General features: G+C 33.0%; 10 protein-coding genes. 4 read left to right on the top strand and 6 right to left on the bottom strand.

What is annotated here, in order from left to right:
* Nucleotides 1–80: 80 nt before the first annotated feature.
* A complete protein-coding gene (locus tag OPR42_RS07705) occupies nucleotides 81–1,337 on the bottom strand; it encodes a hypothetical protein (protein WP_264376371.1) in 1,257 nt (418 codons plus the stop codon).
* 536 nt (nucleotides 1,338–1,873) lie between these two features.
* On the opposite strand from OPR42_RS07705, the gene OPR42_RS07700 reads away from it, so the two are divergent.
* The 4 genes from OPR42_RS07700 to OPR42_RS07685 all read left to right on the top strand — a co-directional run bounded on the left by OPR42_RS07700 (nucleotide 1,874) and on the right by OPR42_RS07685 (nucleotide 9,025).
* Nucleotides 1,874–2,896, top strand: coding sequence for an IS110 family RNA-guided transposase (locus OPR42_RS07700; protein WP_264375440.1), 1,023 nt, complete (start codon nucleotides 1,874–1,876; stop codon nucleotides 2,894–2,896).
* A gap of 600 nt (nucleotides 2,897–3,496) precedes the next feature.
* A complete protein-coding gene (locus OPR42_RS07695; RefSeq protein WP_265042250.1) occupies nucleotides 3,497–4,834 on the top strand; it encodes a hypothetical protein in 1,338 nt (445 codons plus the stop codon).
* Between the two features lie 7 nt (nucleotides 4,835–4,841).
* On the top strand, nucleotides 4,842–6,602 hold the full coding sequence (locus tag OPR42_RS07690) for a hypothetical protein (protein WP_265042249.1): 1,761 nt from the start codon (nucleotides 4,842–4,844) through the stop codon (nucleotides 6,600–6,602).
* Nucleotides 6,603–7,036: 434 nt separating this feature from the next.
* Complete coding sequence (locus OPR42_RS07685) at nucleotides 7,037–9,025, top strand: ankyrin repeat domain-containing protein (RefSeq protein WP_265042248.1); 1,989 nt, start codon at nucleotides 7,037–7,039, stop codon at nucleotides 9,023–9,025.
* A gap of 419 nt (nucleotides 9,026–9,444) precedes the next feature.
* Here the strand turns inward: OPR42_RS07685 and OPR42_RS07680 are convergent, their stop codons facing one another.
* The 5 genes from OPR42_RS07680 to OPR42_RS07660 form a co-directional block, all read right to left on the bottom strand.
* Entirely contained in the window at nucleotides 9,445–10,929 is a 1,485-nt protein-coding gene (locus OPR42_RS07680) for a recombinase family protein (protein ID WP_265042387.1), read from the bottom strand.
* Nucleotides 10,922–11,362, bottom strand: a complete 441-nt coding sequence (locus OPR42_RS07675; protein WP_265041479.1) for a DUF2924 domain-containing protein — start codon at nucleotides 11,360–11,362, stop codon at nucleotides 10,922–10,924. The genes OPR42_RS07680 and OPR42_RS07675 overlap by 8 nt, the downstream gene beginning before the upstream one ends.
* A 4-nt stretch (nucleotides 11,363–11,366) precedes the next feature.
* Nucleotides 11,367–11,864: an ankyrin repeat domain-containing protein gene (locus OPR42_RS07670; RefSeq protein ID WP_265041481.1), complete on the bottom strand. Its 498-nt coding sequence runs from the start codon at nucleotides 11,862–11,864 to the stop codon at nucleotides 11,367–11,369.
* A gap of 38 nt (nucleotides 11,865–11,902) precedes the next feature.
* Nucleotides 11,903–12,598, bottom strand: a complete 696-nt coding sequence (locus tag OPR42_RS07665) for an ankyrin repeat domain-containing protein (RefSeq protein WP_265041482.1) — start codon at nucleotides 12,596–12,598, stop codon at nucleotides 11,903–11,905.
* A 167-nt stretch (nucleotides 12,599–12,765) separates the two neighbouring features.
* Nucleotides 12,766–13,029, bottom strand: a complete 264-nt coding sequence (locus OPR42_RS07660; RefSeq protein ID WP_265041483.1) for a hypothetical protein — start codon at nucleotides 13,027–13,029, stop codon at nucleotides 12,766–12,768.
* Between the last annotated feature and the right edge of the window lie 88 nt (nucleotides 13,030–13,117).

The following is a 13,117-nucleotide window of genomic DNA, read 5'->3' as shown; positions in this document are numbered from 1 at the left end:
ATAATGCAACGCCTTTTTGACAGAAGCTAAAGTAGTAACAAGAAACCATCACCTGTTTTATAGAATTGCCTTATAATACCTTAATTGCCCAACCCTAATTGCTCACATGCTTTGCTTAATTTAACCTCAGTCAAGCTAGTAAACCCTTCAGCTGTAGACTTACCGTATGATAAAAATTTATTTAATGAATCAATATCTCTTTGCTCTAACACAGATCGTATATACTCCGCTTGCCTAGAATCCATAAATTCTTTAATTTGATCAGAATTAGCCTTATCTAATATTGCCCATACCGGTTCCATGTAATTTTGATTTACCCAAGGTACTAATAAACTTGTAACAAGAAAGCAAGATCTATTACAAACTTCTTCCTTCAGCACATAAGTACGATGGCTATCAAATCCCTCCTTTCTCCACATATGCATGAAAAGCTTTGCACCTTCACCAGCATAATATGAGCTGTTTTCTGTTTTTATATAGTGTAGCCAGACAAGATATTTATCTTCTGAAACATTACTTGGTTTCAAATAGTCAAACAATGCTTGAAATTGATCAAAGCGAAGTGCACCCTGTAGTGTATTCAAACTACCATAATAACCATTTTCAGCTAAGTCTCTTTTTAGAAGTTCTGGATATTTATCAGGACTTATTTGACTAAAATAAAACTCGAATATTTCAGGATAACTATTACAACGGTTCCCTGCTACATATACTGCTGTCTTCATCAAGATTTCATCCTTTTTCTGTTCGCTCATCTCACTTTCAGGTAATGATTTTATTTTATTCCAGAAGAATTCCACTGCCTGCTCTTGCTTAAGACTCACAGCACATTTAAGCCCGTACTCATATGGATGACAGCCATCTAAATTTAGTTTAGAGATGTAACCACTAACAAAATGTGACCAAAAAACTATTAAAAGGTTGCCTCCTAGAGTCTTAACTAAGTGACCATACTCCAACAGACTGCTCTTACCTTGAGCTGATAGTTTATTTTTTCTCTCTTCAAATAGAGCAATAATATCTTCTTCCAGGCAATAACGACAGGCAATCTCATATCTTTTATCAGTACTAAAAGGACTATTTGAATTTTGCACAATCAATTTTTTACCTACCATTTGCCTATCAAGCTTAACTCCGTGTAAATTGTCTACTTTTTTCCAACAATCCTCGCTAGACAATACCTGTGCAAGAAAATTACGTCCTTTCTTGCCACTTTTTTGGTGCAGACGCCAATTTGCATAGCACCAGCGTTCAATTTGAAAAAGCTTAGATGCTCTATGGGGATCATCCTCTTTAATAGACGAAAACAAAACTTTTGGAATATCTGAACGCAACATAGCCACTACCTTAATTAATTAGATTATCAATTACATTTTAAGTATAGTATTCTATCTTTAAAACTTGTCAATCATTATTGTAGAAAATTTTCTAACCCAAAGTAGTTTTAGGCAAAAGTCTCTTAAGAAGGTCGGTACGGGATTTTTCTTTACCTTCAAATTCTGTTTTCATTATGAGTTTGCCTTAAATTCCTCCTTAAGAAAATTATTATTAATCTAACAACGTATTTTACTAATAGCTTAAATAATATAGCCATTTTCAGTGCTCAAAACCAGGGACGGTGAGAACAATTTTTCTTGGAATCAGTTGGTCTTGTATCTTGTAAAAAGCATCTAATGTTTTAAGCTTAAGCATTAGATGGAGAAGAGAAGAACTCTGTCAGTGGTCTTAGATATAAAATCTGTAAGGTAGATAAGAGTTCTCTTCTCAAGAGTACAGGCTGGACGGTATCGTAGAAAAACCTAAATGGTTCTAATTCTGTATTCACAAGACTAGCCTTACTTTTCATTTTTAATGGTAACGCATGGGGTTATATATGATCAACAACTTTTTAGGTATAGATGTATCGAAAGATCGCTTTGATGTTTTTCTCTCGTTCATAAGCAAAAAAGGAAGATGTGAAACTAGAAAAAGGAGTTTTAAAAACGAGGATTCTGGGTTTCAAGGTTTACTTAGCTTTCTACAAAAACATAATGTAGAAGAAGTAAAAGCCTGCATGGAGGCTACTGGTTGTTATAGCGAAGCTTTGGCTGAGTTTCTGCACAACGCTGGACATTCTGTTAGTGTTGTAAATCCTTATTGCATAAAATCTTATGCAAGGAGTAAGCTGATACGACAAAAGAATGATCAGACCGATGCAGAAGTTATTGCTGATTATTGCCAAAGACAGGAACCTTCTAGTTGGACACCACCTTCTCCTGAAATGAAAAAATTAAAACATCTTTATCGTTGCTCAGTTGCGTTAAAAGATGAGTTAACATTAGTAAATAACCACTTAGAAAAAAAAGAGAGACTGCTTAAAGAAGTTGCAAGTGCTTGGGAAGACCTTGCAATGAATATAGCTCAAAAAATAGAAACAATAAAAAACTCCGTACGTGAACTATTAAATCAACATAAAGAATTGTTGGAAAATTTTCAACTTCTATTGACTATTCCAGGAATAGGAGAAGAATCAGCAATAGCTATTTTAGCTGAAGTTCCTGACATAGAGGTTTTTAGAGATGCCAGGCAATTGGCAGCATATACAGGAGTTATACCACGAAATATGACGTCAGGTTCCTCTGTATATGCCAAACCCAGATTAAGTAAATCCGGTTCACAAACATTACGTAAAGCACTTTTCTTTCCTGCTATAGTAGCTAAGAATCACAATCCTATCATTATTAGTTTTTGCCAGAGATTAAAGGAAAAGGGTAAGCATAATATGGCTATCGTTGGTGCTGCAATGCGTAAGCTACTCCATATCATTTTCGGTGTTCTAAAATCCAAAAGTGCTTTTAATCCTGACCATATCAAGAATTACAGGGCAAAGCGGTTGGAGGAGAATTTAGTACTTTAAAATCAAAAAATGCGTACTTTCTATCTTATGTAAAATAGCATTTTACACAAATTTATTTAATGTAGTTGGTTAGTGTATATGTTGATAGAAAGTATTTTTTGATTTCGTAATACAGCTTAAGATTCAATTTCTATAATTTTCTTGTTGACTGACAAGACGGTATCTACCATGTGATCCATACGAACTTTTCTTTATAATAATTTTATTATACGCTAAAATCAGCTATATTGGCTCACTTTTACTAAACCTACGTACGAACTGTTTTGCCTAAGCTTATGAAAATAATTTAAACCTTCTATTTTTATAACCTTATTTCTATGCGGCTTGTTCTCACAAATATACGACCTTTTTTGCAATTTTAGAAAGAGTCAATAATTCAAATTTTTGCAGCACTAAAATAGACGTTTCTTTAGTTACAACAAGGTCTATTTTTTCGTAAATAAAAATGTTTTCTAATTAATTATTAGAATGAAAATATCATACTTGGCTCTCAAGAAATTTCCTGTTGTGCAGTGGTAAGGTTTGGAGAAAAAGATTGGCTTGGCAACGATAATTTACTAGACTAAAGTTTATATTAAAATACAAAATGGGGTTACGGGTATGGAATCTGGTTTGGATCACAATTACAATAAAATACTTGATATATTAAAAGGTGGTATTAAAGGCGACGATAATCAAGTTAAAGCAAGAAAACATCTTAGAGTAGAAAGATGGTTGAGGGTTTATATTCAATTAATTGAAGATTTTGATGAGGGAAAATTAAAATTTTTCTCTGATATATTCTCTGATAATTCTTGTTGGGATGGAATAAAATTAAAAAATAAAGCTTTTGGTGAAAGGCTAACTGAAGAAAAAAATAAAAATGGAAAAGAAAATCCGCTTGATCTTGCAGATAGATATTACTTGGCATGTAAATATTGTCTAGAAGATAAGGTTCCTGGATTGTTTGAACAAGTATTTATGAGATTTAAGAGAAGTGCCTTTGAAGAGGATGGATCTGATGATGATCTGAGAAGAGAATTATTGGAAAATATCGAAGAAACTAGCCCTATAGAAGCTTTCTGGTCTTTTCTTATTGATAAGCAGATTGGAAAACTAAACGAATATAAATCAGTTGAAGGTTTGCAAAAATCCATACAGATAAATTCTAATAAAAACTGGGAAGAAGGTATAGAGTTCTTCTATAATAAATTGCACAATGATTCCAGTATTTCTAGTCAAGATAAAAATAATTTGTTAATTGAAGCAGCTTTATCTGCAGTAAAGGGTTACAAAGAAGTAGACACCATAGAGTTTTGCCTGTCTAAAATGGATGATGAACAAAAGAAAAAATTACTAAATAGAGATTATAAGGAAAATACTTATTATGCAGTGTTGAATGTGCTAGTAGGTCAGTATTACTTTGATTCTTTTATGGAATTAAGCCGATTGTGTAGTCAGATTGAATGTGAACGTTACACAACTTTTTTATCTTCATTATCAGATCAAGTACTGAAAAATCCAGATCTGTCTGAAGAAACAAAAAAATGTATGATGAATGTTTGGGAACGTATAATAAAATTAAAAACTCAAGACCGCGGGGAGCAATCTATTTCCTCTATTTTTGTAGACTATTCAGTTACATATACAATAGCAAATTTAATTGTGGATCCAAGTAGACAAGGGGTAAGTAAAGAAGAAATATTAGGGAAGATATTAAAGCACGTAAAAGAAATGAGTAGTGAAGAGATGATAAAGGTTAAAGATTCTGTATTAAGTAAAATTCAGTTATTTCATGGGGGTAAAAAATTGCAATTAGGAGAACAAGTGTTTTCTAAATTAGCTCAAGAAGCTTCTAAAGAATCAATTTTGCGTGAAGCTGGTGATACTTTGCCACAGTCAAGCCTCAGTACAACTGATACCCCATATAATATAAAATCTTTAGGCCATAGCAAATAGGAGTAATATGCCAAGTAATGTCAAGCCGCTTGAGTTGGTACAGCTTCTGTTAATGAGAAATAAATCAAAAGACGAGTTCCTAGATTTTCACAAAAGGTTCCAATCGTTTATCAATCAATCTCCTTCTTTTTTGCATTCAGTTGGAAAGCCAGGCTTTTTCCCTAGTTTCTTTTTTGGTATGTTTGCTACTGTATTAGACACAGAACTTGCTACTAAAATTGGTATCAAAAAACTTCATTTTCGTTTTGATGATAATAGAGCTTTAAAAATAGCTATATTAACTAATGAGGGACTTAAGTGTATAACGGTGTCTGATCAAGTTGATGGTAACATGCATCTAAAGTTCTCTCAAGGAGAGTTAGAAAAAATAGCACAGGAATGGAAAATGGTAACAGAGTTTGATAAACTAGAAAAAGAAGAGCATGAAATAACAATTACAGGAAAAGAAGTAAAGTACGGAAATGTTGATCCAGCTTTTAGTAAAAAGACTGATTATTCACAAAAAGGTTTTACAGAAATAGAAAAAGATCGTGACCAACAAGACCTAGAGAGCTTAATTTCAAAATTGAGTAATCAAGATTTCGAAGAAGTAAAAAAGAACGCTAGAAGAATGTTTAATTATATTACAAATGTCTATAAGAAATATGAAAAAGAAACTCTATTTAGCGGTAAAGAATCAAGTCATCATGGGTTTTTAGCTGGGTTTTTGATAAATTTTAAGTATCGTTTTCACCTAAAACTTTATCTCGAATTATTTGCTGGAAAAGGTTACGCAGACATTATTTTACTTGTGCGCGGTTCTGATAAGTCGCTAAGCTCTATTCCTATTATTATTGAGCTTAAAGCAGGTACTGGTGAGATAAGTACAGTGATAAAAGCATTGAAGCAAGCACAAGATTATGTTAAGGGCTCTTTTTCTAACTCTATAAGAATGATTACTATAGCTAATGAAGCTATTTGTGTAGGATTAAATTTTGACATGGTTCATCACGAAAATGTTAAAATTGATGTAGAAAATTTTCTTAGTCGAGAAGGTAATTCTGTAATAGAAAAGTTACTTGGCACTGAAGCAGCGAATGCTGAGGTGATAAGAACACAGCTAGAGTATCTTTACTATGGAATTGTTTGGAGCAATGGTGGAAGTGATAATATTAATTATGTCAGCAGAATGATCTTAGGTCAGCTAGTACTCATTTCTAATATTATTAAGCGTGAAAAGTTAGGTAAACATATTTTTATTTATGATCAAAATGATAAAATGGTTACTGGATCACAGAAACGCCCAGAAGCAGCAAAAGAAAGTATTGCGGATTGTGTTACAACTATAGTGCTAACTTTAGGTAAGAAGGTGCTTATACTCAACATAAATGAAAAAAATGAATTTGCATTGAGAGTGCCAGATAATAAAGGAATTCCTATTGAAAATATTAGGGGAATTCAAAACGTCAATGACATAAAGATACAAGAAATAACCTGTAACTTATACAGTACACCTAGTAATAAGAATCCATTTGATCAGTACTGTAATAAGAATAAGGGAATTACAGTAAATACGTATGACTCATTGGACAAATACAAAAGAGGTAAAGAAATTTTACAAGGTAATTTTACTCCAATTGTGGAAAATAAAAAATTTAAAGCAGCTTTGAGCAAAGCTATAGAATCTGGTAAATATGATGATTACAAAAAACTATTTGAAGAAATTTCTCATATACTACAGAATTACATTTATAGTAATCAATCTCCAGTGAATTCCTTAGATAGCTAAGAGCTAAAAGTATGTATTGTGTAAATAGTTACCAACGCTGGAAGGTTTTGAACTTTTTTTCACAACACTGATGTTCTTACTAAAATATTTTTGAAAAAGTTAGTTGACTTATAAATAATTCTCTACTAATACTAGCATATGTTTGTTTATTCTGCTGAAGTGGCTCCGCAGGTTACTGTATAATCTTCAGCAGTTTTTGCACTCCTTTAAAGCATCATATTCCTATATATTAAATATTGCTGGTGTTCTCAATTTTGTTGATCTATAGTAAAATTGGCTAAAACTTCCAGTAATAAACAACTTTTAACCTAGCAGTACTCACCATAAAAACTTAACAAAAGCTTAACGACGTGAGTAGTAAAAAGATTATGGTTATTGACTTAATGTTACATATCGCATACAATATATCATATATCTTAGCTTAAAGGGTAAGTATGGGTGAGTCTACTGGGATAGTAAAATCTATCATCAATCTACTAAAACCAAAATCCAAACCAGAACCATCTGATTTTGAATATGAATCCATTATAGAACATTTATCATCTAAAGAGCATTTATTAAATGAACTGATGAATGATATGTGGTACTCAGGAGATTTACCATCAGTTAGAAACTATAATGAACCACCATCTTTGATAGATAGCAAACTTGGATTAAGTGAACAGATTTGTGTTTGGTTTGCTCTAGATCACGATCTTACACCAAGTCAAAAAATTTTAAACAAAAAGTTACTTAGTGCTCTAAAATGTTTAGCTTCTAACTGTGGTTCATTTGATAATACTGAGCCCCTTGAAGGATTTTTACATGATAATAAAAACAATAAAGATTTAAAAGTAATTCTTAACCTAAGAAGAGGAGAATCTCAATCAACAGTATTGCATGCGATTGCAGGAGCAAATATTGGTGGATTTCGTCGCATAGGAAATCAGGCTATAGATTTACTCTTAGAAGCAGGTGCAGATCCTAACATACAAGATAATAAAGGAAAAACACCACTATACCTTGCTGCTGCTAAAGGTCATTACGATAATGCAAACTCTCTCCTCTCAAAAGGAGCTAACCCTAATATAACAAGTAGAAAGGGTAAAACTCCACAACAAATAGCAACTAATAAACTCTGCTATAATATAGAAGAATTATTTCTAACTGATAAACAGAAAAAGTTAAATGCAGAATTGTATGACTTACTTGTACTCGATTCAGACTGCACTAAAAATTTAAAGGAGTTTTTAAGTAAGCATAAAAGAGATTCAGACCTAAAAGTGGTGCTAAATATTCGGCAAGGAATGGGTGAATCAAAAGTATTTTCTTATGTTGATCGTTTTTCTTGGGACAATGAAGGTCTTATTCAAGAGTTAAGAAAGATATTTTTAGAAGCAGGAGCATTAGATTATGCTATAAATATTTATCGTCAGCAAAAGGAAGGACAGGCCAGTAAATTACTCGTTAATTTAACTTCAAATCAAAAGGAGAAGTTAAATAAGTTTTCTGATAAGGTATTTCGAGCTCAAAACATGGCTGAACTTGAAAAGATTGTAAACGATGCTATAAAGTCTGGTGTACGATTAAACTATTCTCTTTCACAAGATTTCTTTTCAGGCAATGAGTACACTTTTACCGATTATGTGATAAAAAAAATTAGTGAATTAGAAAAAAATCCTAAAGTTGCTAGTAGTATAATATGTCAATTAGTATCAAAAGGGGCAGTGTTTGGTAATAAAGTTGATGCTAACACACTGACATCAGAATTTAAAGAGCATAAAACTAACCTAAAAAAAGCTTATATAGATTATGTTAGCAATTCTCATAAATTTATTGAAATCGCAAAAAGTGCAACCAATAGAGAGCTAAAAGATGCAAGAGTAGACAACTCCGTTTTTTACTTAGAATATTCTAAAGATAGTAAAATAGACATTATAAAGATAACAGATGGGGTAAGGGATTTAGGTCTAACCGATGGAGAGATAAAGTGTGGAAGAAATATAGTAAAGATCGGTAGAAGTGAAGTAGAAATTAAAACTGAAAATGGCATAAGGAATTATACAGATCTTACAGAAGGCAGCAGTATAGTATTAACTTTCTATACTAGTTTGGGAGAATTAGAAGTTAGATTATGCCCTCATGAAGAAAATAAAAATTGGATAAAAGTAGAGGTGAGTGAAGAAGGCCTACTTCTACTCGATGAAATAGACAGTTATAATGAAGCAATAGAAGATTGCAATGAAGGAATAGAAAATTATGAAAAGATAGGGCAAAATTGCTTATTGGGAGGTTTATCGGTTATTGAAGCTATAGACCGAGGTGTTTTTGCTAGATCTGGTGGATTAATGCATCCTGAAGTAATAAGCGAGTCTAACAACAAATGGACAGAACGTGAAGAGTTAAGAAGGACTTCTGATCCTAGGAGAGAAGTTTCTAGGTAGATTAATTTGCTAAAAAGTTGAAGATTATTATTTAAATATAAACTACTGTAATTTATAGATTAAGGAGTTCGTACCAATGTCTTCTAAGAATACTCTTTTATATTGTTTTTAAGCTGGCTACAAAATGAGGATATGGAACATACAATTGGCTGAGATGCCTTTTACACTCCAGGTCTACTATTAAAATATGCAGCTAAAATTGGATACATCTTCTACCATTGTTGCACCTAATATGCTAAAATCTTCATCACTTGTATTGATATTTTTACATAGTTGATTTTGTAACATTTATTTGCTCTTCTATATCAATTTCAACATCTTTTTGTGTGGCCCTTTGTAGTAGCTCCTTTTGCAATAACCTTTTTTAATTTTCTGGCACATACTTTTTTCGATGTTTTTTCATGTTGTTTTTATAAACGTTACGACGCTGAGCCGTAAAACTTCTCTAATTGTTCACTCCATAACATTGGTATTTCTCTTAAATCAGCTAACTTCAAACCTCTTGGTTGTCTTCCCTTTACTATGTCTTCCTTTATTTTTGGAGCTAGGTAATTTAACCTTAAAATTTGTTGTACCCTTCTTGTACCTATATTAATTTTAACGCTCAGTTCCTTCACACTTGCATATTTTCCTGCCTCCAGTTGACGTTTCCACAGATGAGCCCTTACCACTGCTTTCAGTAGTGCATTGTTTGTTTTGCCTTCTGGCTCAATTACTGTGCATTTCTTTCCTTTCTTTTTTATTGGTATAAATTCCACCTTATTCTCTAAACTCACCTCTATTCCATCTTCTTTTATCATTACTCCTTTTATTAACTTGTTCACTACTTCTTTCTGCTTTCCAAAACTTAAATTTTTCCACTCTTCTGCTTTTTCTCTCCATTTTTCATATAAATCTTCTGCTCTCTTCATCACTTCTTTTTCTACTTCTCCTGCTACCACTGTTCGATTTACTGATTCACAATTTTTTCCTCTTAAATGGTTATTACATATATAATATCGGTATCTTTTATTCTCTTTTTTTGAGTATGTCAGTGTCATATTTACACCGCAGCTCTTGCATTTAATTATTCCTCTAAGCAGAGCTTCCTCATATTTTGCTTTTCTATATGGCTGATTCTTTATCAATTCTTGTGCTTTTTTCCACTTTTCCTCTTCTATTATTGCTTCATGCTTTCCCTCATACTGTTTGTCATAATGTCTTATCTTTCCCACATATATTGGATTTGTTATTATTCTTCTCACCGTTGCTTTTTTAAAGATATCTGCTTTTGTTCGGTATCCTTCCCTGTTTAACTCTCTTGCCAACTCTGCCATTGACTTCAGCTCCAAATATCTTTCAAATATATGCTGCACTGTTTTTGCTTCTTTTTCATTTATTATTAATTCCTTATCTTTTACATCATACCCAAGCGGTAAAGTTCCTCCCATCCATAACCCTTGCTCTTTTGATGTTGCTATTTTATTTTTTACTCTCTCTACTATCATCTCTCTTTCTAGTTGTGCTGCTCCTGATAATACTGTCTGTACGAATTTTCCCATTGGCGTATTATTGTCAAATATCTGTGTTACTGCTACAAAATTTACTCGGTGCCTTCTAAAAAATGACGTTACTTCTATGCTGTCTTTTGTTTCTCTTGATAACCTATCTAGTGTATATACTACTACACAGTCTATCTCTCCTCCTTTGACATCTTCAAATAATTCCTTTATCGCTGGTCTTTCTAAATTTTTTCCTGAATATCCTCCATCATCGTACTTTTTTGCCAATGCTACCCAGCCTTCTTTGCTCTTTATATACTTTTCACATGCTACTCGTTGCGCATCTAAACTATTAAACTTTTGTTCTAGACCGTCTTCATTTGACTTCCTAGTATATATTCCACATCTTATCCCTTTACACATTTTCCTTTCCCTTTTGATCACGCAAACCAAATAGGAGCGGCCCATTGTAGCTCATTCCCATTATTTTTCCTGCCACTGCTGATAATGACGTAAAAAATTCTTCTCTGTAGATTAAACCCTTATCTGTCACCATTACCGCATGTGTCTCTTCTCCTCTCTCTAGTATTAATTCTGTCCCTTCTACTGGTAGTTTATCGCTACTTATTCTTTTTCCTTTCTCTAGCCGATCTGCCAGATACTCTAGTCTTTTTGTCCCCTTTCTTGACATTTTTCCATACGCTTCCTCCTGCATTCTATAAGCTAATCTCGGTATCAGATATTTCTTTGAGTATCTAGGCGCCTCTTCCCCATATACCTTCTTCCATATTCTTCTCAACTCTACCAACGCTTTTTTCTCTAAATTCATTACCTTCTTTTCTATTTCTTTCTCCATGCTTTTAGCCTCTCATAGAAGATTTCCCACTTTGCTGTTCAAATAACTTTTCAATTCTCTCTGTTTCTTTCTTTAATACCTCGGTTATCTCTTTACTATTTTTCGCATAACCCATTGCTGCCATTCCAAATTTATCTGCTTGCTCTATTTCTGCTCCTGCTTCCACTAACTCTTTTACTATTTCCACTTTCCCCACCATACATGCAAGGTGCAGCGGCGTGCATTTATTTCCATATTCTTCCGCATTTACATTCCCTCCTGACTTTATCAATTCTCTAACTGTTTCTAGACGTTTCTCCGTTACCGCTAGGTGCAGTGCTGTGTATCCTTTCACATCTGCTGCATTCACATTCACTCCTTTTTCAACTAATAAACTCACTGTTTTTGCGTCTATTGCATAATGCAGAGCTGTTCTTCCATTCTCGTCTCTTGCATAAATATTTTTATATGAGTTCTCTGATAATTCTTTTGCTGATTTATTAAATTTGCCAAGCTTTAACATAATCCACCTCGCCTTTTCTTTAAATTTAAATCCCTCTTTTAAACCTTCCTTTTCGCTACCTCATCTATCATTTCGTTCACTTGGCTCATTATTTTGCTTGCTAAATTTTTACATTCTTCCTTTATCAGTGATTTGTCTCTCTTCCTTATTTCTTCTATCTCTATTATTTTTAACTCTGGCAAATAACTCCCATTCAACATGTCTGCTATTTCTCCCACTAGCCTCTCTATTCCATAGCATGTCAGTTCTCTACTTTTTGTTACTCCTCCTTGTTCTCTCAAAAATTTACTTGCTTTTTCACTCTCTTTGCTATCACATAGACGATACTTTTCACTTTCCCATATGTAATACATTGGTGTTGCACCATATTTATTCAGTTGATTAACCTCAGCTCCTGCCTTTACTAGCTCTTTTATTATTTCAACTCCTCCTATTTTGCATGCAGAGTGGAGTGGCGTACATCCAGTGACATATTGAGTGGCATTTACTTCTGCTCTCGACCTTAGCAGCACTTTTACATTTTCTAAACTTTTTGCAAATACTGCACAGTGTAGTGGTGTATAACCCTTTTTATCTCTTGCATTTACCTCTGATCCTTTTTTTATTAATAATCTCACTGTTTTGTAATCAGAGATTTCTACTGCTTGATGCAAGATCGTCTCTCCTTCTTCATTTCTTTTATTAATGTTTTTACTTGATACTTCTTTAAAAAACTTACTCTTGCTAAACTTCATACTTACCTCACAAAATTAGCTTTTCTAGCGCCAGACAAATTTCTTATATTTACCTGCCGCTATTCAAGTCATGTCCTTTTTAGCATGAGAAAGCAAGTCCTTTTCTTTTTATTTCATACATTTTAACCTATTATTAATATAATATATGAGAATCTAAATATAAGTACTTAACTTATTACACATATTGCTTGACTATTTTTCCAACTTCTGTGCAAATGTCGATGTTCGTGCCATTTCAGTACTCCTGGGTAAAATACTAAAATGTGTTTTTCTAATTCGTGTATCGAATCTTCTTTTCCTGAACTTCTATCATTTTCGCAACTAACGTGATATTCCGTTAAATTAGCTTTCGCAACCTTTTGATCAGTAAGATTCTTTGCTTCATATTCATAGCTGATATTAAATCTTTCCAAAATTGGTTTGTATTCCAAGTTCCATAGCTGATCAGAAAGTTTATCATTACCAAGGAAAAGTGTGCCTCCTATCTCTTCTTGATAACAAAGAGAAAAACAGCTATTT

The sequence above is a fragment of the Wolbachia endosymbiont (group B) of Melanostoma mellinum genome (genome assembly GCF_947251465.1).
Classification (GTDB): domain Bacteria; phylum Pseudomonadota; class Alphaproteobacteria; order Rickettsiales; family Anaplasmataceae; genus Wolbachia.
Note: the sequence above shows the minus strand (reverse complement) of the source record. Positions and strands in the feature narration are given on the sequence as shown.

Excerpts from the sequence above, each read along its gene's own strand:
- OPR42_RS07690 (WP_265042249.1), top strand. The coding sequence starts at position 4,842 with ATGCCAAGTAATGTCAAGCCGCTTGAGTTGGTACAGCTTCTGTTAATG.
- OPR42_RS07680 (WP_265042387.1), bottom strand. The coding sequence starts at position 10,929 with ATGTGTAAAGGGATAAGATGTGGAATATATACTAGGAAGTCAAATGAA.
- OPR42_RS07665 (WP_265041482.1), bottom strand. The coding sequence starts at position 12,598 with ATGAAGTTTAGCAAGAGTAAGTTTTTTAAAGAAGTATCAAGTAAAAAC.
- OPR42_RS07675 (WP_265041479.1), bottom strand. The coding sequence starts at position 11,362 with ATGGAGAAAGAAATAGAAAAGAAGGTAATGAATTTAGAGAAAAAAGCG.
- OPR42_RS07670 (WP_265041481.1), bottom strand. The coding sequence starts at position 11,864 with ATGTTAAAGCTTGGCAAATTTAATAAATCAGCAAAAGAATTATCAGAG.
- OPR42_RS07685 (WP_265042248.1), top strand. The coding sequence starts at position 7,037 with ATGGGTGAGTCTACTGGGATAGTAAAATCTATCATCAATCTACTAAAA.
- OPR42_RS07700 (WP_264375440.1), top strand. The coding sequence starts at position 1,874 with ATGATCAACAACTTTTTAGGTATAGATGTATCGAAAGATCGCTTTGAT.
- OPR42_RS07705 (WP_264376371.1), bottom strand. The coding sequence starts at position 1,337 with ATGTTGCGTTCAGATATTCCAAAAGTTTTGTTTTCGTCTATTAAAGAG.
- OPR42_RS07695 (WP_265042250.1), top strand. The coding sequence starts at position 3,497 with ATGGAATCTGGTTTGGATCACAATTACAATAAAATACTTGATATATTA.